The organism is Shewanella baltica (assembly GCF_900456975.1).
GTDB lineage: Bacteria > Pseudomonadota > Gammaproteobacteria > Enterobacterales > Shewanellaceae > Shewanella > Shewanella baltica.
The window spans coordinates 1,003,797-1,027,057 of record NZ_UGYM01000002.1 but is presented as its reverse complement, the minus strand read 5'-3'; the positions used below and the strand labels follow the sequence as shown (position 1 = coordinate 1,027,057).

At 47.2% G+C, this 23,261-nt stretch carries 19 protein-coding genes and 1 riboswitch; of the genes, 11 read left to right on the top strand and 8 right to left on the bottom strand.

Annotated elements, in window-relative coordinates; all coding sequences use genetic code 11:
* Positions 1 to 58: 58 nt before the first annotated feature.
* The 4 genes from DYH48_RS04535 (at position 59) to DYH48_RS04520 (ending at position 2,989) form a co-directional block, all read left to right on the top strand.
* Positions 59 to 496 carry a nucleoside deaminase gene (locus DYH48_RS04535; RefSeq protein WP_115334168.1) on the top strand — a complete coding sequence of 146 codons (438 nt, stop codon included), beginning with the start codon at positions 59 to 61 and terminating at the stop codon, positions 494 to 496.
* Between the two features lie 168 nt (positions 497 to 664).
* On the top strand, positions 665 to 1,870 hold the full coding sequence (locus DYH48_RS04530) for a DUF418 domain-containing protein (RefSeq protein ID WP_172481153.1): 1,206 nt from the start codon (positions 665 to 667) through the stop codon (positions 1,868 to 1,870).
* A 29-nt stretch (positions 1,871 to 1,899) separates the two neighbouring features.
* Entirely contained in the window at positions 1,900 to 2,439 is a 540-nt protein-coding gene (locus DYH48_RS04525; RefSeq protein WP_115334167.1) for a DUF1294 domain-containing protein, read from the top strand.
* 82 nt (positions 2,440 to 2,521) lie between these two features.
* On the top strand, positions 2,522 to 2,989 hold the full coding sequence (locus tag DYH48_RS04520) for an Sbal_3080 family lipoprotein (RefSeq protein ID WP_012587132.1): 468 nt from the start codon (positions 2,522 to 2,524) through the stop codon (positions 2,987 to 2,989).
* Between the two features lie 74 nt (positions 2,990 to 3,063).
* Here the strand turns inward: DYH48_RS04520 and DYH48_RS04515 are convergent, their stop codons facing one another.
* A complete protein-coding gene (locus DYH48_RS04515; protein WP_115334166.1) occupies positions 3,064 to 4,407 on the bottom strand; it encodes a short-chain fatty acid transporter in 1,344 nt (447 codons plus the stop codon).
* A 234-nt stretch (positions 4,408 to 4,641) separates the two neighbouring features.
* Here DYH48_RS04515 and bamJ point away from each other — a divergent pair, with 234 nt between their 5' ends.
* Positions 4,642 to 5,112 carry a BamJ family beta-barrel-assembly machinery protein gene (bamJ, locus tag DYH48_RS04510; RefSeq protein ID WP_115334165.1) on the top strand — a complete coding sequence of 157 codons (471 nt, stop codon included), beginning with the start codon at positions 4,642 to 4,644 and terminating at the stop codon, positions 5,110 to 5,112.
* A 97-nt stretch (positions 5,113 to 5,209) separates the two neighbouring features.
* Here bamJ and DYH48_RS04505 read toward each other — a convergent pair whose 3' ends face one another.
* Entirely contained in the window at positions 5,210 to 7,816 is a 2,607-nt protein-coding gene (locus tag DYH48_RS04505) for a glycosyl hydrolase family 18 protein (RefSeq protein WP_115334164.1), read from the bottom strand.
* A 114-nt stretch (positions 7,817 to 7,930) separates the two neighbouring features.
* Positions 7,931 to 8,019, bottom strand: a riboswitch (cyclic di-GMP riboswitch).
* A gap of 312 nt (positions 8,020 to 8,331) precedes the next feature.
* Positions 8,332 to 9,117, bottom strand: coding sequence for an ROK family protein (locus DYH48_RS04500; RefSeq protein WP_115334163.1), 786 nt, complete (start codon positions 9,115 to 9,117; stop codon positions 8,332 to 8,334).
* 392 nt (positions 9,118 to 9,509) lie between these two features.
* Between DYH48_RS04500 and DYH48_RS04495 the strand changes: the two genes are divergently transcribed.
* A complete protein-coding gene (locus tag DYH48_RS04495) occupies positions 9,510 to 11,297 on the top strand; it encodes an aminopeptidase P family protein (RefSeq protein WP_115334162.1) in 1,788 nt (595 codons plus the stop codon).
* A gap of 227 nt (positions 11,298 to 11,524) precedes the next feature.
* Here the strand turns inward: DYH48_RS04495 and DYH48_RS04490 are convergent, their stop codons facing one another.
* Positions 11,525 to 12,790 (bottom strand): HD-GYP domain-containing protein, encoded by a 1,266-nt coding sequence (locus DYH48_RS04490; protein WP_172481152.1) that lies wholly within the window; start codon positions 12,788 to 12,790, stop codon positions 11,525 to 11,527.
* A 594-nt stretch (positions 12,791 to 13,384) separates the two neighbouring features.
* Here DYH48_RS04490 and DYH48_RS04485 point away from each other — a divergent pair.
* Complete coding sequence (locus DYH48_RS04485; protein WP_115334161.1) at positions 13,385 to 14,953, top strand: methyl-accepting chemotaxis protein; 1,569 nt, start codon at positions 13,385 to 13,387, stop codon at positions 14,951 to 14,953.
* Positions 14,954 to 15,359: 406 nt separating this feature from the next.
* On the top strand, positions 15,360 to 16,661 hold the full coding sequence (locus DYH48_RS04480) for a DEAD/DEAH box helicase (RefSeq protein WP_011847413.1): 1,302 nt from the start codon (positions 15,360 to 15,362) through the stop codon (positions 16,659 to 16,661).
* 142 nt (positions 16,662 to 16,803) lie between these two features.
* On the opposite strand, the gene DYH48_RS04475 is transcribed toward DYH48_RS04480, so the two are convergent.
* From DYH48_RS04475 to DYH48_RS04465, 3 genes are all read right to left on the bottom strand, one after another.
* Positions 16,804 to 18,204, bottom strand: a complete 1,401-nt coding sequence (locus DYH48_RS04475) for a basic amino acid/polyamine antiporter (protein ID WP_006085754.1) — start codon at positions 18,202 to 18,204, stop codon at positions 16,804 to 16,806.
* Positions 18,205 to 18,213: 9 nt separating this feature from the next.
* Positions 18,214 to 19,116, bottom strand: a complete 903-nt coding sequence (locus tag DYH48_RS04470; RefSeq protein ID WP_115334160.1) for a homocysteine S-methyltransferase family protein — start codon at positions 19,114 to 19,116, stop codon at positions 18,214 to 18,216.
* Between the two features lie 467 nt (positions 19,117 to 19,583).
* Positions 19,584 to 19,799, bottom strand: a complete 216-nt coding sequence (locus tag DYH48_RS04465; protein WP_115334159.1) for a TIGR02450 family Trp-rich protein — start codon at positions 19,797 to 19,799, stop codon at positions 19,584 to 19,586.
* A 418-nt stretch (positions 19,800 to 20,217) separates the two neighbouring features.
* Between DYH48_RS04465 and DYH48_RS04460 the strand changes: the two genes are divergently transcribed.
* The 3 genes from DYH48_RS04460 (at position 20,218) to DYH48_RS04450 (ending at position 22,512) form a co-directional block, all read left to right on the top strand.
* A complete protein-coding gene (locus tag DYH48_RS04460; RefSeq protein WP_115334158.1) occupies positions 20,218 to 20,865 on the top strand; it encodes a peroxiredoxin-like family protein in 648 nt (215 codons plus the stop codon).
* 99 nt (positions 20,866 to 20,964) lie between these two features.
* Positions 20,965 to 21,600 carry a DUF2913 family protein gene (locus DYH48_RS04455; RefSeq protein ID WP_115334157.1) on the top strand — a complete coding sequence of 212 codons (636 nt, stop codon included), beginning with the start codon at positions 20,965 to 20,967 and terminating at the stop codon, positions 21,598 to 21,600.
* 159 nt (positions 21,601 to 21,759) lie between these two features.
* A complete protein-coding gene (locus DYH48_RS04450) occupies positions 21,760 to 22,512 on the top strand; it encodes a substrate-binding periplasmic protein (RefSeq protein WP_115334156.1) in 753 nt (250 codons plus the stop codon).
* 202 nt (positions 22,513 to 22,714) lie between these two features.
* Here the strand turns inward: DYH48_RS04450 and DYH48_RS04445 are convergent, their stop codons facing one another.
* Complete coding sequence (locus DYH48_RS04445; protein WP_115334155.1) at positions 22,715 to 23,236, bottom strand: YdhW C-terminal domain-containing protein; 522 nt, start codon at positions 23,234 to 23,236, stop codon at positions 22,715 to 22,717.
* Positions 23,237 to 23,261 lie beyond the last annotated feature (25 nt).

Sequence of the window (23,261 nt, the reverse complement as noted above, 5' to 3'; positions counted from 1 at the left end):
CCCAAACAAGTGCTATGCTGAGTTTAATATTAAGGGTTCATATTTTAAGGATATCAAGATGGATGAATTTTTAGCGGCAGCCATTGAAGAAGCCAAACAAGGACTGGCCGAGGGCGGTATCCCCATTGGTTCGGTATTAGTGATCGATGGCAAAATCGTCGGGCGCGGCCACAATAAACGGGTACAAAAAGGCAGTTCAGTACTGCATGCCGAAATGGATTGCCTCGAAAATGCCGGCCGATTTAGCGCCGCCGAGTACCAAAGAGCGACCTTGTATTCCACCCTATCGCCCTGTGATATGTGCAGCGGCGCAGTATTACTTTATGGCATACCTAAAGTCATCGTCGGTGAAAACACCACTTTTCAAGGGCCAGAAGCCTATGTCAAATCCCGCGGCGTAGATGTCACTGTGGTCGATAACACCGAGTGTAAACAACTGATGCACGACTTTATCGCTAACCATCCCACATTCTGGAACGAAGATATCGGCGAGTAGTGGATCTTCACTCTTCTCAGTCACTTTCTATATTTCACTTGCTATCTTTTTTGTATTTCACTTTTTGTATTGGCTGTGTTTCATTGGGGGCTAGCGCCTGCTAGGCTAGCCCTCCCAAATCCCAGTGAAAAGTCGAACATGCCTACTAGCGAAAGGAACTCAGCTAACGTGCCAGCCAACTTACCTAAAGACCCTTGGTCAAGAACAGACTCCACGCAGCCAGTCGTAATGGCGATTCCTGCACAGCGTAATGCCAATCTCGATGCCATTCGCGGCTTAGCCGTGTTGGGGATATTTTTTATGAATATCTATTTTATGGGCATTACTTTTTTTGGCTATGCGCCCCACGAAACGCCGCCGCTGTCGGATCACATAATCAAAGTGTTCAGTAACTTTTTCATCGAGGCGCGCTTTATCAGTCTGTTTTCCATCTTGTTTGGCGTCGGGCTTTTTATTCAATATCAGCGATTTAGCGCCAAAGGCCTAGAAGCATATCCTTTACTGCGCTCACGTTTGAAATGGCTAATGGTGTTTGGCTTACTCCACGGCATCATTATCTGGCCTGGTGATATTTTATTAACCTATGGGATCAGCGGATTTTTAGCTTTGTGTTACAAAGATTTAAGTATTGAAGCCCTTAAGCGCAAAGCGAATATTTTTATTTTAAGCGCCTTAGTGATCATCACGCTGATTAGCCTTACGGGCAGCGATGAACCTTTCACTCGAGAATCGAGTCTATTTGCAGAGCAATACAGCGCATGGACCTCAGGCTATGCCGACCAACTGTTTCTGCATTTGATGCAAGTGGGTTATATGGCGCTGGTGATCCCTTTTACCATAATGTGGTTTACGGCGGGCTTAATGTTGCTTGGCATGGCCTTGTATCAACAGGGGACTTTTGAGCGGGGGTTTAGCAAGCCACAACTGCTGAAATTAGTGCTAGCCAGCGTGACGGTATCGCTACTCGATACTGGTTTAGACTTTACGGACAACCCTATTCTAGTCACGTTTTCAGATGTGTTAATCATGCTAAGCGCTATTCCTATGGCGCTGATTTACATTCATATTATGGTTAAAATTTGCCAAAATAATCCAAATAGACTCACGCCACTGCAAAATGTTGGCAAACTCGCCTTTAGCCTCTATATTCTGCAATCCATCGTTGGCGTGTTAGTGTTTAGGCACTTCGCCCCCGAATTGCTATTGAGTCTAGACAGATGGGGATACATGGCTATGGCACTGGTTTATTCAGTAGTGCAATTACTGTTAGCCAGCCTGTACTTACGCTATTTCAAGCAAGGGCCATTGGAAAAACTTTGGCGCCACCTCGCGTTTAAAAAATACGCGGCATCACAAGAACACAAGCAAGCTTAAAAACACTGACACGAGATTGATACCAGATAATGACGAACACAAAACCGGCCAAAACGGGCAACAGCGCTTCACCTCAAACAAATCGTGCTCAAAAGAGTCGACCACAAAACAATCGTGCTCAGAACAGTCGCACTTCAAATAATCGTGCCCAAACAAACAATCGCGCCCAAAGTAGCCGTACTCAAAAATCCAATGCAGCCACTTCAGACTCAAGCCTTATGCCGCTGTTATTGGTGGTGATTTTTCTTGCTGGTTTAATCGGCGCAGCGCAGCAACATATGCTGCCCTACGGCATTGCGGGCATGTACCTCACACTGAGCCTGCTGACCTTTATCGCCTACGCTATCGATAAATCCGCCGCAAAACGCGGTAAATGGCGCACTAAAGAAAGCACTTTGCATCTGCTCGCCCTCATGGGTGGTTGGCCCGGCGCCCTATTTGCCCAAAACGTGTTAAGGCACAAGTCCGTTAAAGCCTCATTTAGAAACGTCTTCTGGCTCACCGTTGTCGCTAACTTAGCCGTGCTGGGTTATGGCATAAAAACCGGCGCCGTAGATATGTTTATCTAGCAAGCTATGGATTCTATGAAAATCTAAAGTTTGTCACTAAAACGCTTTAACTTATTTTAATATAAAAACAAAAGGTTAAATTATGAAAAAATTTTTAGTTGCAGTTTTGGGTGTTGCAATACTATCGGGTTGTGCCGCACCTCGCTATACAGCAAAACCAATAGAAACAAATACTAACAATGTAGAAATAGTCATTATTAAAGATAAAGAAACACGTGACGGCTTCCAAGAAACAATGGAGACATGGCTAAAAGCAAATAATTACACCTACACAGTGCAGCCTGATGGTTCTAAACATGATTTAAATAAACTCACATTAGAATATGAAGGTAATTGGACTTGGGACTTGGCATTATATTTAAAAAGCGCTGAAATTAACGCATTTCAGAATGGCCAAAGAGTTGGCAGTGTTAAGTTTCAAGTACCCTATACTGCGAACCCGAGTAAGTTTGGTAATGCTGCGAATCGTATTAGCTATATGATGTCAGCTCTATTTGGTCAAATCACTGCTGATGAAGCAACAAAAAAAGTAAATGGTTCAAGCGATTAATATCATTGAAACCTTAACTAAAAAACAGGGTAATCATAGAATTACCCTGTTTAGTTTTGCACTGTTTATTATCTTTAAAACCAGCTCAACGCGATACTGATAATCACGCCTGTTATCATCAACTGCATTAAACAAAATCCCATAATATCCCGCGCTTTTAAGCCCGCAATTGCCAGCACGGGCAGTGCCCAGAAAGGTTGAATAAGGTTAGTCCAGGCATCACCCCAAGCTACGGCCATAGCTACCCGAGCAACATCGGCGCCCAAGGCTTCGGCAGCGGGTAACATAATCGGCGCCTGCACGGCCCACTGACCACCACCCGATGGCACAAAAATATTTACAATTCCCGCGCTAATAAAGCTCCAAAATGGCAGGCTCTCGGCACTGGCTATGGCCACAAAACCTTCCGAAATACTTTGGGCTAAACCCGACTGCACCATCACCGCCATAATGCCCGCATAGAAAGGAAATTGGATCACAATCCCTGCGCCGCCCTTAATGGCCTCATTCAAGCTGGTTAATAAACTGCGTGGCGTTTGATGTAAGAGGATGGCGAGAAACAAGAATAAGAAGTTCACTAAGTTAAGGTTTAAGCTGCCGCCCTGTACCCAAAAGTAATAGCCTAAGTACACAAGCCCAGCGCCACCGACGCTCCAGCCGAGTAAGCGGCTATTTTCTAACTTATCTGCAGGACGGTTTTCAAGCTGACACTCGCTCACATTGGCAGATGCCAAAGTTGCTGGTTCGCTGCCTTTGTCATCAAGGGCGCTTGGGTCGACATAAATGCTGTCCTTGTCTTCAGGCAACATAAAGCGATTCACTAATGGCATGACCACAAAAAGAATCGCCACTAACAATAAGTTAAAGCTCGCGAAAATGGTTTCACTAGTGGGGATAATGCCAATTTGTGCTTCGGAGAAATGCCCCGCCGTTGCTATGGTTAATGGGATAGAACCCGCAAGCCCACCATGCCAAACCACAAAGCCAGAATAGGCGCTGGCGACCAGCAGCCGATAATCCACTTTCACTTTACGCGCTAAGGCTTTGGCAAATAACGCGCCCACCACTAGCCCGAATCCCCAGTTAACCCAACTGGCGGCCAGTGATACTAAGGTTACTAAAATAATGGCTTGCGGTGCCGATTTAGCGAATCCTGCAATCGCATCAAGCAGCTTTTTAATCGGCGGCGAGCTTGCCAGCATGAATCCCGCCACCAGCACTAACAGCATCTGCATCGAAAAACTCAGCAAGGTCCAAAAGCCATCGCCCCAATAATTGATGACTTCCAGCGGACTTTTGTGTTCTGCGACCACAGCTGCAATTAACACCACTAAGGTGAGTAAAAGGACGAAAATATAGGGATCGGGTAGATATCGGTCGACGAGTTTGACCAAAGGTTTTGCCGCTTTGTTTAACATAGACTTTCCTTGTTTATTATCTAAATTCTAGTTTTTATCTGTTTTTATTGAATTTTTATTGAGTCTTAAGCCCACAGGTTAAGCGATCTCTAAAGCGGGATAAAGTCTTGAGGGGGTTTTTAAAGCGTTGAACTGGTAGCACCAGATAGCCAGCCCAACGCACACGCGAGTGCCGATAGCATCTCAAGCTAAAAAACTGATAATATGGCCAAAATTAACTAAGGTGCTCTTTATATGAAAATGTTACTTGCCGTTGCTGTGATTGCTGGGGTGATTTTTTACTTCTTTACCTCAATGAACGGCCAAAAAGCCGCCCAAGAGAATATCCGTTTAGGCAATGAATTTTTAACGCAAAACAAAACCAAAGAAGGTGTCATCACCACAGCTTCGGGTTTGCAATATCAAGTGTTAACTCAAGGCGATGGCACAGTTCATCCTAAAGCCAGCGATACAGTGACAGTGCATTACCATGGCACTTTGATCGACGGTACTGTGTTTGATAGTTCGGTTGATCGCGGCGAGCCTATCGCATTTCCGCTTAATCGGGTGATTAAAGGTTGGACCGAGGGCGTACAACTTATGGTCGTTGGCGATAAAGTGCGTTTCTTTATCCCGAGTGAACTCGCCTACGGCAACAGCAGCACGGGGAAGATTGGCGGTGGTTCAGTGCTCATTTTTGATGTAGAACTGCTTAAGATTGATTAAATCTGTCTTCAATGAGCCTAATCGCGTCATAAAAAGCCCTGCATTATCGCAGGGCTTTTTGTCTCTATAACTCAAATAATATTAGTATGTTGGATGATTAAGGACAGCTTGCTGCGCCAATATCAACCCATACCGCCGCAACGCCTGGTACATCACCTTTAGTCCAGTAACTCGCCTTCCACACACGACCGTTATAGCTGGTGGTTTGACCGCCGTTATACACCACACCCGCATCCCAACCGAGATCAACTTGGCTGAGTAGCTGCCATTGATCAGCGGTGCGAGATGGCGTATTGCCCTGAGTCCAGTACTTCGCTTTCCATACCAACTGACTGTGACTCACAGTATCGCCCGTGTTGTACACCACACTGGTTTGCCAAGCAGGATAGTTACCGGCATTAGGATCGGTTGCATCACAACCACCACCGATTACTTTTGGCGTCACGGTCAGATTAGTCGATGCGCTCGCATCCAAGGCACCATCGGAAACCAGCACGCTCAAACCATAGCTGGTCGCTTCGGTGACATTAGGCCCAGTGACCACTAAGGTGGCACTATTTTGTCCGGTTGCCGACACGCCAGCGGGCACAGTCCAAGCGTAAGTTAAGGCATCACCGTCGGCATCAGAGGCACTCGCCACTATGCTGACAGTTTTACCCGCCTCAACTGTTGCAGTGGCTGCCACACTCACCACGGGAGCTTGGTTCGGAGTATCCGCCTTATTGGTCACTGTCACTGAATCTGTAGCAGATAACCCTTCTGGATCAGTTACTTTAAGACTAAAACTATAGGCAACATCAGTTTGCGTTGCAGCCAATTGAATCGCCGCATTCGCCATATCCGCGTTTGTGATGGCAATCGCTGGGCCAGACACTTGAGTCCAAAGATACGTCAGCGCCTCATTTTCAGGATCGCGCGAACCGCTACCATTGAGCACCACATCGGCGGGACCAGTGACATTCACATCCGCACCCGCATTGGCAATTGGCGCTTTATTCACCGGTGGCGTAGTTCCTTCGCCATGACCTAAACCTTCGTGCATCGCATTTAGAATATCGCCGTTATCGGCATCAATTTCCCATGCAAATAAACCACCTAGCTGATTGGCAAGCACATATTGGCCCTTGGCTTTAACTGAACGCGCATCATCGAAAGTGATTAAATCACCCGTAGATGCCTTGAACAGTGATGGCGCCTCGGCCGTTTCATCATAGCTGTAAGTCCAATCGCTCCCCATGTACTCGTTCACTATCTGGCGATAATCCACCACGCCATCTTCCCATGTGCCTTTCACTTTGCCCGTCGCTGTCCCTGTGAATGGGTTATTGCCCGTGTAGCCATTCACGCCTGTCCAGCCGCGGCCGTACATAGCAGCACCAACCACAATTTTCCCTGGGGTTACACCTTGAGTTAACAGGGCTTTTACGCCCTTGTCTGTGGTGTAGCGGGTATCAGGATCCCAACTCGCCTCATAAAGATTGGTTTGATGACCGAGTTCAGTGTTCGTCCAACCGCCATTGAAGTCGTAACTCATCAAGAAGATGTAATCCATGTACTGCTGAGCGGCCTGATAATCGACTTTCTGAATTTTATCATCACCGGCGCTAATGGCTGAAGTCAGCTCATAGGTACGACCCGTCTCAGCACTTAACTCGTCGAGCATGGCGCGCAGTTCACGCATCAAGGTCACATAGGTTTCACCGTCGTTGGCATTGCCTAAGTTTGGATTCGCACCGCCACCACCTGGATATTCCCAATCAATGTCGACACCGTCAAAGAACTTCCACGTTTGTAGGAATTCCTTCACCGATGCGACAAAAGTATCGCGCTTACTTTTATCGCCAAAAAAGAAGAAGGGATCAGATAGCGTCCAGCCACCAACCGAAGGCAAAATCTTTAGATCGGGGTGGGCTTGCTTGAGCGCCATCAATTGACCGAAGTTGCCTTTGTAGGGATCAGAGTAGTCACTCACGCCCGTCTGTGGCATTTGGACCGCCGCCCAAGGATCGTGGATAGCGACTTTAAAATCTTCACGGCCACTACAGGCACGTTGCAACGCTTGGAAACTGCCGTCGATTTCTTTCAAGCTATCGTTAATGCCATCACCACCGCAAATAGGGGTAAAGCCATATAAAATATGAGTTAAGTTCTGTGCTGGGATCTTATCGACTGGGAACTTACGGCCGTACACACCCCATTCTACAAAGTAACTGCCGACCACTTTGCCCGACTTGTTAACGTATGGACGATTGTTTTCTTTAAGCGGAGCATTGAGTGGCACTAAATGGCTGCCATCGGTATCGGCCACGAGGATTTCTTTGGCATCGCTCGCCGTACAACCATCGCTGTTACACAGTTGCACTTGCATCTGATAACGGCCGCCTTTGTTCACCTTAAAGTTAGCGGTGCCCGAAGCGCCTGAGGGGCCCTCCCAAGCGACATTACCGTTGAGCAGCACTTGGGCTTTATTGCCCACATCGCCACTCCAAAGGTTCCAGCTGACGGACACGTCGGCGGCATCTTTAATGGTTACCAACTGATTGTAAGCCGTAGTAGCTTGATTAACTTCGATAATAGCGAACTTGGTTTCACCCCAACCTATAGTCGGTTTGCCGGGCGCTGCGGCAAATGCACTGACACTCACGGTAGATGCCAGCGCCGATGCCACCAGCAAGGCTGATGTTGAAATTTGAGTCTTGAACATGAGATATCCCTATTGAATTTTTTATATGAATCAATAAGGCAAACAAAGCGTAGACAGGAAACAACACTCTCTTAAGACCATGCAACACGACAGACAATTGCACGAAGAAAAACCTGTGGTATCCCCGCTATCATAGGTACAGACGAACCCTTAGACCGGAGGCTTTGCGTCCCAGTTTTTCAACTGGTTTGCCTTTTACACGCAATGACAACGTTGTCATTGCGATAGTCAGCATAGACGTAAGCGCAATAAAAATGCAACAAAATATTATCAACCAAGGTAGTGGTCTGATAAGAAAGCAATTAAATACAGTTCAGCTATTTCTAATATTTACTTTTATAATTAAGGCTTTGCTGACTATTTGAGCCATAAAAAAACAGGACACGATAAGCCAAAGGCATCACCTGTCCTGTTATCAATTTCACTATTTATGCTGCTAATACTGCTTAAACCACTAGCACTGAGCCACTGTAATCTAATAGCTCAAAACCATTAGCTAACAGCATCTATGCTCCTTATGCGCGAGGATAATCCCTTGCGAGCATCACAGATAAACCTCGGCACACTAAGGTTTCCATATCATCGACGCGGTTGATTTTCATCTCAGCTAAGGGCGCGCTCAATGCCATTTGCTTTAAGCTTTCGAGGCAGCCTTTGTAGTAAGGAGCACTGTTCATCATGTTACCCGCGAGCCAAATCCGATTGGGATTAAACAAATTAACGGTCCACGCCAGCCCCATACCAAGGTAACTGCCCGCACGGTATAAATCATCCTGAGTGGTGATGTTACGGCTGCGTACAGAATCGCCACTGGCGAGTTGTTCTAAACTAAATTCGCCTGATTCTGTCATCACGCGGCAATGGCCCAACTCCCCTGCCACCCCTGTCGCTCCAGTAAAAGCTTGCCCATTAAACGCAATCGACATCCCTATCCCGGTGCCGCACATGACCAACAACTCACAGGCATATTTGGCATCGCACGTGGCTTGCATACCCGCATCCATATCGTTGCAGATAAACTTAAGCTCGCCTTGAGTTTTCACTGTGTCAAAACTCAAACCATTGAGTCCGGGTAACGATTTACAGGCAACCAAACGATTATTTTGTACGAGTCCTGGTACGCCAATCGCTAATTGGTAATGCTGTAAATCGTAATCGCGTTCAAGCGCAGCGATTTGATTATTTAACTCTTCAATTTTAAAACCTTCGCCTGTGGGGATTTTATATTGTTCTGTATGTCCCGCGAGCTGAAGTTCGAACAGGGCTGTCGTACCGCCCACATCTATTGTTAGTATTTGCATCGCTTACTCCACTGATACATGCGCCCCACTCTGACCCCGAGCGGAGATGGCAAATGTTAGCATAGGGTCCAAATGTTAGCGATTGAATAAAACTTAAGTTGCTAATTTGTAAGGAACAAGTCTACAAAAAATATGACTGACATTTTGTTTTACTCAAGTTTTATGCTAAGAATCACACAAATAAATTAAGGGTAAAACACTTAGCTTGCGCATCACAGTCAGCACAAATTCACGATTGTATACAAAATCCTTTATTCGCTCCCCTTGCATCCAGCGCGTTAGGCTTGCGATAATCCGAGCTGGTTAGAACTCAAATAAACATAGACCTACTTATCCTTAGGCAAGCTTTGCCTACCGACTCGCACAGCGTGCAAGTCTCACTTGGAGCCCATATGTCACATTCAATTGCCAGCCGCCTCGGTGCCATTCGCAGCGAATTATCTTCCGCCAATCTCGATGCTTTTATCATTCCCCGCGCCGACGAGTATCTGGGCGAATATGTGCCAGAACATAACGAACGTTTATACTGGGCAACAAACTTTACCGGTTCAGCAGGTATGGCTATCGTATTGAAAGATAAAGCCGCTATCTTTACCGACGGCCGTTATACGGTTCAAGTTCGTCTGCAAGTGGATGCCGCACTTTTCAGCTATGAAAGCCTGACCGATACACCGCAAATTGAGTGGTTATGTGACACGCTGCCAGCGGGATCTCGCGTTGGCTTTGATGCACGCTTACATACTTTAGCTTGGTATGAGAATGCCAAAGCAACCTTAAGCAAAGCCCAAATTGAATTAGTAGCGGTTGAACAAAATCCTATCGATTTGCATTGGCAGGATCGCCCCGCACCATCGAGTGCGCCAATCACGTTATTCAGTAACGAGAGTGCCGGTAAAACCAGTCTGCAAAAACGTACTGAAATTGGCGCCTTAGTAAAAAAAGCCGGTGGGGACGTTGCTTTGATTGCCGCGTTAGATTCTTTCTGCTGGCTATTAAACATTCGCGGTAACGATATTCCGCGTCTGCCTGTCGTGCTCGGCAGTGCCCTGCTTCATGCTAATGGCGATATGCAGCTGTTTACCGATTTAAGCAAACTCCCTGACGGCATTGAGGAGCATGTCGGTGCAGGCGTTAGCTTTAAGGACGAAGCCACGCTCGCCGATACACTTGCCAGTTTGCAGGGCGTCAAACTGCTGGCCGATCCAAACTCGGCTAACGCTTGGGCACAAAATCTCGCCCGTGAAGCGGGAGCGAAATTGATTGCTGGAATCGATCCCGTTTCTTTACCTAAAGCACAGAAAAATCCTTCAGAACTTGCCGGAATGCGCGCTTGTCACATTCGTGATGGCGTTGCTGTAAGTCGCTTCCTTGCATGGTTAGATGCCGAAGTTGCCGCCAAGCGTATGCACGATGAAGCCACGCTTGCCGATAAATTAGAAAGCTTCCGCCTGCAAGATGAGCGCTATCGGGAGCCAAGTTTCGACACCATTTCAGCAGCCGGTCCCAATGCAGCCATGTGCCATTACAATCATAACAATGGCACACCTGCGATGATGACGATGGACAGCATCTACTTAGTGGATTCTGGCGCGCAATATATCGATGGCACCACAGATGTGACCCGTACTATTGCGATTGGTAAAGTCACCGATGAACATAAAAAAATGGTCACGCTGGTGCTTAAAGGTCATATCGCGCTAGACCAAGCTCGCTTCCCTAAAGGTACTTCAGGCCAGCAGCTCGATGCATTCGCCCGCCAGTATTTATGGCAACATGGTTTTGATTACGACCACGGCACAGGCCATGGCGTGGGTCACTTTTTAAGTGTGCACGAAGGTCCGCAGCGCATAGGTAAAAATGTCAACGGTATCGCACTGATGCCCGGCATGGTGCTTTCCAACGAGCCGGGTTACTACCGCGCAGAGAGTTTTGGCATTCGCTTAGAAAACTTAGTCGTAGTGCAACACTGTGAAGCACTGAAAGGCGCTGAGCGTGAGATGTATGAGTTCGATGCACTGACGATGATCCCTATGGATGCCCGCCTTATCGATAAGAGCCTGCTAACGCAAGGGGAAATCGACTGGTTCAATGCTTACCATCAGCAAGTGTTCCATACACTTTCGCCGCTGATGTCCGGTGATGAACTCGCGTGGTTAACGCGAGTAACTAAAGCGATGTAGAGCGATTTAGCACTCCTGCGGATAAGTAGCGATTTAAGTCGTCATTTAAATCATCTTCTAAATCCGTTATATGCTACAAAATAAAACGCCCAAGACTATGAGCCTTGGGCGTTTTTTTTAGCACTGCTTCTGTATTTTCAAGGCCTAGTCCTATTTCAATAGCATGCTTTCAGGACATGGTTTCAAAACACGATTTCTATTTCAAACATGATTAAAAACACGAGTCGCTAAACCATAGTAGGCTGCGCCATAGGCTGATAAGCATCATCCAGCGATGCCTTAGATAACACTTCAAACTCCTGATGAATTGCCATAAAACAATCGACTAATTCAGGATCGAAATGCTTACCTTTGCCTTCAATCATTAAATCGATGGCTTCTTGGTGACTAAAGGGTCGCTTATAACATCGCGGTGAAGTGAGTGCATCATAGACATCCACCAAGGCAACGATGCGCGCCGAAAGCGGAATATCCTCACCTTTCAACCCTAAGGGGTAACCACTACCATCCCACTTTTCATGGTGACCCGAAGCGATATCTTGGCCCATCTGAATAAAAGTACATTGGGGCGCATATTCCAACAAACTGCGTAACACTTGGCCACCAATCACAGGGTGGGCTTTGATCTGCTCAAACTCCTGCGGGGTTAATTTACCCGGTTTGAGCAGAATAGCATCGGCAATACCGACTTTACCTATGTCATGCAAAATGGCCGATAGACTAATATCTTGAATAAAATCATCGTTCAATTCAGCCGGAGGATTGTCGGCCTGCAGTCGCTGCGCCGCGAGCATTTTTGAATACTGCCGCATACGTAATAAGTGCGCGCCCGTTTCGTTGTCTCTGTATTCGGCAAGTTTGGCTAAACCTAATACAGTCGCTTGGCGTGAGGCTAAGGTTGAATCGAGTGAATCCGCCAACTTACCTAATAAGTAAGTGATGGTTAGCGTCAACATGGCATTGGTTACAATAAAATTGACCACGACAACGGCCCAAATACCCAAACTGTAACCGTGAATATCAGGCCAGTTTAACCAGCCAAAGTGATAGGCAAGCCCAATCAGTACCAAACTCATCCCATTCAAATATTGGGCATATAAGCTCGCGCGACTTCCTAAGAAAATGCCAACTAATGGCGGAAAGATAAATAACCAGATGAACCCCGCACCCGATGGACCAATCGCAATCAAAAAACCAACGCCGATAGCAAACGCTAACAAACAACCACAGCCAAAACGCGTACTATCAGCAAGCTTAGGAAAATACAGCAAAAATAGTAAAAAAAGATAAGCCAGCGTATCGAATACCACCATAGACCAAAGATCGGCGATGACACATAAATACACGCTGGTGACATATACGGGCACGCAAAGAAGCGCAAGAAAGCCAAATAGACGTTCAAAAATCAAACGTCGCCAATGGGGAAGTGCCGCTGCTGTCCCCAAGGACGCGGTAGCCAATTTAGCTACGCCACGTCTAAGTGATATCGCCATGGGAAAATCCTCTTATGTTGCATTCCCGCTATGAGCTAATGAAGCTGATCTTATGAACCTAAGCTAATGAACCTAAGCTAATGAACTAAAGGGTGCGAATGAGATGACAAAGCTGAGGCAAAGCCAGATAAATCACACGCTCAGCAAGTCATAGTTTGTTGCCCATTAAAGAATAGACTAAGACGAATAAAGCGCCCGAATGAATGCCGCGATATGGCAACCGAATCAACGACATTAGTCCAATGTCGCCGAGCAGATTTAGTCGATAACATGAGCGTCTAATATCCACTCAATATCTGAGGAAAAATAACCCTATACAAAATACTGAAATTTGCGTTTTAGCAGGATAAACGCTCGTTTAATTCTATATTCGCAATACTTAAAAATTTTATATTTTGCAATAGCTTATAAATACAACGAACGATTGATTTTCATGGGTAAGCCATCAAAAAGCGCTCTCCTATACCCATACAAAAATGATAGTCTTATCACATAACAAGCTTACCCCAATGAGAGTAAGCGCAAGAAAATTAGCGCCTAACACCGCGCCCCTGAACCCCAATGAATAATATCGGCCCTGAATGGACACACTAAATGAGCCAGAGTAACGCGTCTGCCAACAGAACACTGAATGCACAGAGATCAGATCAAGAAATCCGCTTAACACCGCAGGACGAACTCATTTCCACCACCGACACTCGCGGTGTTATCACATACGTTAATGCCCGTTTTGCCGAAGTCTCAGGCTATAGCGCCCAAGAGTTAATTGGCAGTGCCCACAACATGGTTCGCCATCCCGATATGCCGAGCGCCGCCTTTAAAGAAATGTGGGAAAAGCTTAAGTCGGGCCAATCTTGGCGCGGCATAGTGAAAAACCGCTGTAAAAATGGTGGCTTCTATTGGGTCGATGCCTTTGTCTCGCCATTGTTTGAAAACGGCACCATTGTCGGTTATCAATCGGTACGTATTCAGCCTCAGGCCGCCTACGTCAGCAAAGCAAATGAGATATACCAAAGACTTAAACTGGATAAATCCATTTCTAAGCCCTTAAGCTTAATGCAAAAACGTATCCTCTCGGCGGTTGTCGCCTCAACAGGCTTACTGATCGCAGGCTACTTTTGGGGCTGGGGCGTGATTATCGCGGGGGCGGTTTTGATGAGTTTAAACTTGGCTATATTCTACGATGAGGCCTTTCGCATTCCCGCTAAACTGATTGAAATGCAAACCAAATACGACTCTATCAGTCGTTACATCTACTCGGGTGCCGATACGTCTTCTATCCTCGATTTCCAGCTCATCATGCTGCAAGCCAAAATGAATGGCGTACTGGGGCGCACACAAGATCAAGCCAATCAATTGCACGCGATTGCCGATCAATTAGTGGTCGCGACCGAGCAAACCTATGTCAGCCTAGATCAAGAGAAAAGTCAGTTAGAACAGCTCTCTGGCGCGATGGAAGAAATGAGTTCAACCATCACAGAAGTGGCGCAGAATACCCATCTCACGTCCACCAGCATCAATACCGCCTACGATCTCTGCCTTAAAAGCAGCGCCAATATGAAGGCCAACACTCAAAAAGTGGAACAACTGGCCAAGTCTGTTGCCGATGCCGCTAACAATGCCCAACAATTGAATAAAGAAGCCGAGCAAGTTGCTAATGCGATGGGCGAAATTGACTCCATCGCCGAGCAAACCAATCTTCTCGCCCTCAATGCGGCCATTGAAGCTGCCCGTGCGGGTGAACAAGGCCGTGGGTTTGCCGTGGTCGCCGATGAAGTGCGCGCGCTGTCGAGCCGAACCCAACTGTCGACCAACAGTATTTCAAAAAGTGTCGATAAGATGTTCACTATGCTCAACGCATGGGCCAAAGAAATGGAACAAAGCCGCCAACACGCTGAGCGCTGCGCTAGCGACATCCAACTGTCCGCCGACAATGTGAATACCCTTTACCAAGAAGTGAGTGATATCCACACTTTTGCCCAGCAAAATGCCGTCGCTGCGGATCAACAGCGTCAAGTTGTTAATGAGATTGCCAGCAACATACACTCCATCACCCATTCAAGCGCGGAGAACTTGGCCGCGACCCATCTGATTGGTGATGCAGCCCATCTGCTTAAGCATAATGCCGAGAAAGCCCTCGGCTTGAGACGCACTTTCGGTTAGTCATAAGTAAGATATAAAATGCCGCAGCCAAAACTGCGGCATTTTTCTATCGCGTTCATTTAGCCTGTTCTTTCCGTCAGCCCTAACTCAACCTTAAATCATACTCTGCTAAAAGCATATTCAATCCAGAGCTGATCCAACCCAGTGCTTGCAGAATTGGTCCTATCCCGCCTGAGCCGTCGCTAAGGCTTTTATCTCTTGGCGATAAAATGATGCAGATAAAATGCCAAAACACTAAAAAGTTCAGGTTTTAACCGAAATTTTTGCTATACTCCGCGCCCGCCATTTTTCTTATAAAATCTGTGTGGAAGAATGAGCCAGTCGGCACGCCTCTCTCCTTAGTCGAGTAAATAATAGAGGCTCGCGGTGCTTGAATGTTTGAATAAGTGAACGATAGGAATCCAAAATGAGATTTGAATCTTTTAGTTTTTCCCCCGAGATTTTGCGCGCTATCTCAGATTGCGGTTATCAACAAATGACGCCTATTCAGCAGCAAGCGATACCTGCTATCCGCCGCGGCCAAGATGTCTTAGCCAGTGCCCAAACCGGTACGGGTAAAACCGCCGCTTTCGCGCTGCCGATCCTGCAAAAGATGGTTGAAAATCCAAGCGAAACGTTAAAGTCGAATGCCCGCGTATTAATCCTTACGCCGACCCGTGAGCTTGCAGCTCAAGTGGCTGACAACGTTACGGCTTACTGCAAGTACTTAAACTTCAGCGTGTTAACCATTTATGGTGGCGTAAAGATAGAAACACAAGCGCAAAAGCTGAAACGCGGCGCCGATGTGATTGTTGCCACCCCAGGTCGCTTACTTGAGCACCTTACCGCCTGTAACTTAAGCCTGTCGAACGTCGACTTTTTAGTCCTAGACGAAGCCGACCGTATGTTAGACATGGGCTTTAGCGCCGATATCCAAAAGATCCTTCAAGCGGTAAATAAGAAGCGTCAAAATCTGTTGTTCTCGGCCACTTTCTCAAGTGCGGTGAAAAAACTCGCCAACGACATGATGGTTAAACCGCAAGTGATCAGCGTTGATAAGCAAAACACTACGGCCGATACGGTTAGCCAAGTGGTTTATCCGGTTGAACAACGCCGTAAACGCGAACTGCTGTCTGAGCTAATCGGCAAGAAAAACTGGCAACAGGTCTTGGTATTTACCGCGACCCGTGATGCCGCCGATACGCTAGTCAAAGAATTGAATTTAGATGGGATCCCCTCTGAAGTGGTCCACGGTGATAAAGGCCAAGGCAGTCGTCGCCGCGCCCTGCGTGAATTTGTGGCTGGTGATGTACGCGTACTGGTTGCCACCGAAGTTGCCGCCCGTGGTCTGGATATCCCAAGCCTTGAATACGTAGTCAACTATGACTTACCTTTCCTCGCCGAAGACTATGTCCACCGTATCGGTCGTACAGGCCGCGCGGGTAAAACTGGCGTAGCCATTTCTTTTGTGAGCCGCGAAGAAGAACGTACCTTAGCCGATATCGAAAAACTGATCGGTCAACAAATTCGCCGCGTCACTGTGCCAGGTTATGAAGTGGGCAGCCGCGAATTGCTGTTAAAGCAATTGCAAACCCGCCGTAGCTTTGCCAAGAAACAACAAAGAACCGACAATGTCGGCGCTCAAGTTACTGCTGAGAAAAACATGCAAGGCCGCCGCGTAAAAATGAAGGTGGGTCAAGCACCTAGCAAAGCGAAAAAACTTAAGTAATCGCTAAAACGGGCGGTGTAAAACGCATAGCGTTTAACCCCATCCCACGTGTTTTAGTGAAATCGGCCACAACAACTGTTGTGGCCGATTTTTTTATGCCCAATTCGATAAAGCACTGCCCACTTTAACCAACAGCAATCCTTTATTGATAACAAAAAGACCATAACGCGGGGAACAAACTCAGCAGCGTCGCCCCCGCGAGCAATCGCTCACGTCCGTTAAGCTTTTTACCATCGACAAGTTGGCGGCGACTGTAGAGAAACAAGAGTAACCCGGGGCCGTAAAGTAGCAAGGACAGCAACAGATACTCGACACCTGCGGCATAGAGTAACCAGAGTCCATAACCGCTCGCCACCAGCGCCACGATTCTCATCAGCCCATTGCCCTGCCCACTCAAAGAAAGCTTCAACAGGAACAGTCCAATCAATAGATAAGGCACTAAAATCATCGACGTAGAAATGAGTAGCAGATTGGTATACCCCTTACCCAGCAGCCATACCAGTATCAAACAAAACTGCACTGTTAAGCTAGATAACCAGAGGGAAGCGATCGGCGTGCCATTGCGATTCTGCCGCAAAAAGATGGCAGGGAAAGCACCGTGGCGGGCTGCGCTGAAAGGCACCTCTGCCGAGAACAGAGTCCAACTTACATAGGAGGCCAGCACAGAAACAATAAGCCCGACACTGATCAGCGCCTTGCCCCAAGAGCCGCTCATGTGTCCCATCAGTCCCGCCATAGAGGGATTAGGCAGCGCTGCAAGTTCAGGACGAGCCAAAATTCCCAGCGCTAACACAGAGATAAGCACATAAAGTAGTAGCGCCAGCACGACGCCAAGGACAGTCGCCGTGCCCACATCCCGCTTATTTTTAGCACGCGCCGATAACACTGCCGCACCTTCGATACCGGTAAATACCCAAAGCGTGATCAGCATAGTGTTACGCACTTGCTCCGACACTGGCACAGCTAAAGTGCTGGCCGCTTGGTCCTGAGCAAAAGTCACAGGGTCAAAGTAATAGCAGGCAAATAGTACGAATAGCAATAACGGCAAACTCTTGGCCAATGTCGCCACCAGATTGAACATGGCGGCCTGCTGTACGCCGCGGGAGACCAACCAATGCACCGCCCACAAAATGCACGACTCACCGATAAAAGCGGCCAGCGTATTGCCCTCGCCAAACCAAACTTGCTGCGGCGTATCGACAAAGCTGCCAAGGGCGGCAAACGCAATCACTAAATATCCCACCACGCCTATGGTGGCGCAAAGCCAGTAGCCCCAAGCAGAAAAAAAGCCCACCAGCTCACCAAAACCGGCTCTCGCGTAGGTATAAATGCCGCCATCAAGCTCAGGCTTCAAGCGCGACAGATAGAGGAAACTCGCAGCCAATGCCAAGATGCCCACACCGGTGATCCCCCAGCCAATTAGCACAGCTCGAACACCCGCCACTTCGGCCATGTTTTGCGGCAGGCTGAAAATCCCAGCACCTACCATAGAGCTGAACACTAGGGCTGTGAGTGACCAGAGACCTATCCTGTTCTCTTTCATACAAAATCCTTAGCGCAAACGAGTAGAAAGAGCCTGAATGTGTTCGGGACCAATGCCGCAGCAACCACCGATAAGCGAAGCCCCTGCCGCGCGCCAACGCTCAGCCCAACCGAGATAATCGAGCGGCCCAAGATCGGCCCGGATCTCATCCAGACCATCGTTAGCGGTCGCCTCTTTCGGCTGAGGAGGAAACGCATTGGCATAGGCACCGAGTCGAATATCGGCACGCCCCAGAGCACTCAATCTATCGCTGGCCACCTGTAATGCCGCCTCAATCACCTCAGGCTGACAACAGTTGAACAGAATCGCATCCACACCGACCGCCACTAACGCGTCGATAGCATCTGCCACCCGCTCACCGGAGCGGAGTGTCGGTTCGCTACCTAACGTCTCGTCCTCTAAGGTAAAAGAAACCCAAAATGGTTTGCCATCTTCTGGCAGCAAGGCCTTGATGGCTAAAGGCTCGGCAATCAAACTCATGGTTTCGGCTAACCAGAGATCGACACTGGGCGACAGAGCTCGAATGAGTGGGAGAGCCAACTCACTCACCCTCGCGGCATCAAATAAATCGGCACGGTAAGAGCCAAACAAGGGTGGCAATGAGCCCGCGACGCGAACCGCATTTGCGTGTTCATCCGCGACATCCCGTGCCAGTTTGCCCGCCAATGCAGCCAGCGCTTCACCCTCGGCGGCAAAACGCTCGTCACCGATATGGAATGGCACGAGTGCATAACTGTTGGTGGTGATGACTTTGGCCCCGCTGGCTACGTAAGCTTGATGCACCTCAGTCACGGTTTGTGGCGCTTCTATCAATGCCAACGCCGACCACTCAGGCTGGCGAAAGGGTGCACCCCGTCTTGCCAACTCACGCCCCATGCCACCATCCAAAACCCACAGTTGCTGCTTATCCATCTTGCTTACCTCAATCTTTTTATGCGACTTCGTTTTACTAAGGCACTCATAGTTAATGAGAATTCTGTTACCTAGCACCTTGCTGCGTTCGATGACGACAATGGATAGCTTCTGTGAGTACCTTAATAACTGCAAAACCATCCAGACGTTTAGATGGCTACAACAAAATAACGGAATCTCGATTTAGCCGCAATCGATATCAGTAAAAAACACGGATTAATCTCAAACTTGAATAAATGGATGCCGCGGCGCTACGAAAATATGCCCAGTTGACGGCAAGAGACGAGGTATTGATGGGATCGTTGATGGAAGACATTGATGGAGGGCATGATGAGGGCATTGATGAATGATATTGCTGCGAAATGAACTAGAGAACCTAGAAGATGATGGCTAAAAAAGTGGAGAACAAGATGAGTGCCCTCCATGTCTTTGGATAATATGAGATTGGTATTACCCAAGTCGTTTTACTATTTCCAGCCCTGCAACCAAAGGTCTTCATCTTTTAAATCAAACCAGTTTATAGGTATAACTCGCTTTGACATCACAGCCTCAATTGAGCATGAGATCACTACGCCTTCCTCATCAAATTCAATCTCAGTGACTAAAAAATGTTTTTCTTTATTGGTCGGCTTAACGGCGGTCCACTTACTGTTGAGTAATTTCTTAGGGTTAATTTTATTCATCAAAACTCCGCGTGACAGCTAATGTAAAAGAAATCACTCATTTCTTTTAATTGAGCAGCTAATTGAACAACTAATTGAGCAACTGGGCTCATATCCTATCTACACCGATAACAAATGAGTCTATTGGGTCTAATGGGTCCTTGAACAGTAAATTTGCGGCGTTATGCAATAACTTCCGCTAATCCCCGTTCCTTTAGAGACTCGCTTGAGAGCGCCTTGGCCAATACGAACAATACAGCAAGACCGCGCAATGGCACTTACACAAAAAGCACTTAAGCGAAGATCTCGCAAACGAATATGACTTAAGCAACAAATTACACAAGCAGATTACACAAGCAGATCTCAGTACTAGGGCAGACAAAAGATAACTGTCGGTGCTTAGAAGCGCAGCCATTGAAAGATAACGTTAGGAACGCCCATGTCAACCATACTAAAAACACTTTGCCTCGTAGGCACTTTATTGCTCACTAGCTTTACGACTCTGGCGCAGCCCATTGCCAGAGATGAGTTTTCCATCAGTCCGCTGCTCAATGGTCAGCAAATTCCAAAGGTAAACTTGCAAGATATCAAGGGTAAAACCGTCGATTTAGCCGAATTAACCCAGCAAAAACCGACCATCTTTTTCTTTTACCGCGGCGGCTGGTGCCCATTTTGTAACAATCAAATGGGGCAACTAAAAGCAATTGAGCCTGAATTACTAAAAATGGGCTTTCAGTTAGTGGGTATTTCACCCGATACACCAGCTCAACTTAAGGCTTCGGCGGCAAAAAATGAGCTTAAGTATCTGCTGCTTTCCGATGAAAAAATGCTGGCAGCGCAAGCCTTTGGCTTAGCTTTTTACACAAGCGAAAAGGTCACTGAGATTTATACTTCGCGTCTTCATGTCGATAATCCAATGTGGACGACTCCCGAGGGAGTCAAACGTTTAGTCTTACCTGTGCCAGCCATTTATATTAGCGATGATAAAGGTTTGATTCATTTCCAATATGTGAATCCTAACTACAAGGTCAGACCCGCACCTAAGCTGATCTTAACCGCCGCAAGTTTGGTGGGATCGCAAGAATAAATATCGGTTTATCGACCGCTTTGCTAAACTAGCTCCGCCGCAATCAATATCGTCCAAGTTCAAATAGATAACATCACTTCAGCCCGCGGCGGAGTCATAATGAATTCTCAAACCTATAACCAAGCTGTGCTCGAACTCGCCCTTGCGGGTCTTGCCGATTTAACCGCTTCAGCACAGACCAAGAAAGCCCAGCGCACTTCTGCGCAGGAAAGTCATTTTTTGTGTAATTGGATGGTCGAGTCCTTAAAGGAAAAACGCTTTTCTAAACTGGTAGCCGACGATCTCACGGCTTGGATACGTTTGGCTCGCAGCCAAGGTGCGGGCGCCGAACTCAAGCGTTTGCTAGAAAGGATAGTGCATCAATATCAAACAGTTGAGACATCAGAGCAAGCGTTAGGTACGGCATTAAATGCTATGATAGAAACTTTAAAGCAAACCGAATGGTTGGTCTTTACTGACACTGAAATCAGCGCCAAGCTCAAACTCGATGGAGATGGCCAATCTAGCTTAGTAATTGATGCAAAAGAATTTAATCAACATATTAAAGATAATCAGTTGGTCAAACCAATCAACTTATATGTCCGCGCCGATGAACAGACGCTAACGCGTATCGCCCTATCCCATGGGTTATTACTCAGCCAAGGCAATAAGAAAACCAGCTTGGTTAAGCACCATAAAACCTATCAAATTTTCCCGCATAATCAGCAGCCCGCCCTGTGTCAGCTATTGGCTTAGGTGTCATAGCGTAAAGTGTAATGGCGTAAAGGTGAAAACTGTTTAACTATGGCCGATGTGACTGATTGTGACCCAATAAACAATTTATTCACACAGTTTAGGTAGAATGGCCATCGGATAGGCCTTGGCTAAAGCAGAGATAACAAGGATAAAAGCAATATGGTTAAGCGATGTTTGCAGTATAAACACTTAGTTCGATTTGCCTTGTTTACCCTTTGCTTTACTCAACCACACGCCTATGCGGAGCAGCTCAAATACAATATCACTGGCTCCTATTCTTGGTATCCGTATTTTATCGGCGATCAAGCCGAGGCGCCGGGGATGATCACTGAGCTTATCCCGATGATTCTATCCTTAGCTAAAATCGACGGTGAAATCCTCACCTTGCCGCCAAAGCGCACTAATAACGCTCTGGAAACCGGTCAACTCGACTTTGATATCGTCAGCCCGAGTTGGTTTGAAAAGCAGGATTTGGGGCCGCTGTTTGTTAAATCCGCCCCCATAATGCAAATCACCGAATATGTGGTCACCCTGCCTGAAAATGTCAGTAAATATAAGGATATCGACCAGATAAAAGGTAAACAAATCGGGACTGTGCGCGGTTATTTATACCACGACGATAAGGACTTTATCCGTGCCGACTTTACCTCTGAGCAAGAGTTAGTCAAAGCCTTAGATAAACACAGAGTCGATGCGATTATTTCCGGTAATTATCCAGCCTTGTATTGGTCGACTCAGTTGCGGATCCCTGTCGCCCTTGCGGCGGTGCATTCCGATGGAGACTTAGTGTTTAGGTTACGTAAGGAACATGCCGATTTGCTGCCTGCCATCAATCAAGCGATTGCGACCCTAAAAGCCAACGGTAAGATTGATGCGATAGTCAAAAAATACACCCAAACACTGACAAGCTGAGCCTATGCTCAAGCATTGGCGTTATTAAGACCACAGTTACAGCTTGGGCTTAGCTCAATCGTTTTTTTTCGTTATAACATCATCGGCATGCCATCTGTCCACATTTCCCGTCATCAATAAAAAAGCGCCCGCAGGCGCTTATCGATACTGTTCCAAGGTTTATCAACACTTATCAGTGTTGATCAATAGAATCAGCTTAATGTCAGTTTGACCATTCACAGGAATCGTAATTGGCGAGGACAGCGGCATAGCTGTGGCTCAATCCTTGAGTCGAGTAATAGTAACCTTTGCCCTGTTTATCCACGGCATAATGGATATCCTCAGCCCCAAGCTGCTGCGGCAATTGCTCACGCACATTGGCTAATTGGGGCTCATCATAAAGATAAGGAGCAAAGGTCAGCACACTCTCCTGATACACCTCAGTATGGCGGCAACTATTGCGGCGAATTTGAGCTATGATGGCCTCAAATGCATCACCGCGCTCCAGTGCTAACCATTGCTCGGCATAGCGCTCAACGATACTTTTGTCGGAATAGAAAAAATGCCGCTTATCCGACAAGCGCATCTGCACATCTGCATAAGCCTCATTAAGGATCAGCTGAATATAACCCGCAACCGTTTGCTTATTATCCCATTCTAGCCCTGCCACGGCGGCAATTTGCTCCGCCGTGACTAAACGTCCATGTTGGCTAAATACTCGGATATAACCGACGAGTTCAATCATTTGTTCACTCATAATGCCCAGTCAT

Coding starts and splice junctions, on each gene's coding strand:
- DYH48_RS04535 (WP_115334168.1), top strand. CDS start 59: ATGGATGAATTTTTAGCGGCAGCCATTGAAGAAGCCAAACAAGGACTG.
- DYH48_RS04525 (WP_115334167.1), top strand. CDS start 1,900: ATGACGAACACAAAACCGGCCAAAACGGGCAACAGCGCTTCACCTCAA.
- DYH48_RS04520 (WP_012587132.1), top strand. CDS start 2,522: ATGAAAAAATTTTTAGTTGCAGTTTTGGGTGTTGCAATACTATCGGGT.
- DYH48_RS04515 (WP_115334166.1), bottom strand. CDS start 4,407: ATGTTAAACAAAGCGGCAAAACCTTTGGTCAAACTCGTCGACCGATAT.
- bamJ (WP_115334165.1), top strand. CDS start 4,642: ATGAAAATGTTACTTGCCGTTGCTGTGATTGCTGGGGTGATTTTTTAC.
- DYH48_RS04505 (WP_115334164.1), bottom strand. CDS start 7,816: ATGTTCAAGACTCAAATTTCAACATCAGCCTTGCTGGTGGCATCGGCG.
- DYH48_RS04500 (WP_115334163.1), bottom strand. CDS start 9,117: ATGCAAATACTAACAATAGATGTGGGCGGTACGACAGCCCTGTTCGAA.
- DYH48_RS04495 (WP_115334162.1), top strand. CDS start 9,510: ATGTCACATTCAATTGCCAGCCGCCTCGGTGCCATTCGCAGCGAATTA.
- DYH48_RS04490 (WP_172481152.1), bottom strand. CDS start 12,790: ATGGCGATATCACTTAGACGTGGCGTAGCTAAATTGGCTACCGCGTCC.
- DYH48_RS04485 (WP_115334161.1), top strand. CDS start 13,385: ATGAGCCAGAGTAACGCGTCTGCCAACAGAACACTGAATGCACAGAGA.
- DYH48_RS04480 (WP_011847413.1), top strand. CDS start 15,360: ATGAGATTTGAATCTTTTAGTTTTTCCCCCGAGATTTTGCGCGCTATC.
- DYH48_RS04475 (WP_006085754.1), bottom strand. CDS start 18,204: ATGAAAGAGAACAGGATAGGTCTCTGGTCACTCACAGCCCTAGTGTTC.
- DYH48_RS04470 (WP_115334160.1), bottom strand. CDS start 19,116: ATGGATAAGCAGCAACTGTGGGTTTTGGATGGTGGCATGGGGCGTGAG.
- DYH48_RS04465 (WP_115334159.1), bottom strand. CDS start 19,799: ATGAATAAAATTAACCCTAAGAAATTACTCAACAGTAAGTGGACCGCC.
- DYH48_RS04460 (WP_115334158.1), top strand. CDS start 20,218: ATGTCAACCATACTAAAAACACTTTGCCTCGTAGGCACTTTATTGCTC.
- DYH48_RS04455 (WP_115334157.1), top strand. CDS start 20,965: ATGAATTCTCAAACCTATAACCAAGCTGTGCTCGAACTCGCCCTTGCG.
- DYH48_RS04450 (WP_115334156.1), top strand. CDS start 21,760: ATGGTTAAGCGATGTTTGCAGTATAAACACTTAGTTCGATTTGCCTTG.
- DYH48_RS04445 (WP_115334155.1), bottom strand. CDS start 23,236: ATGATTGAACTCGTCGGTTATATCCGAGTATTTAGCCAACATGGACGT.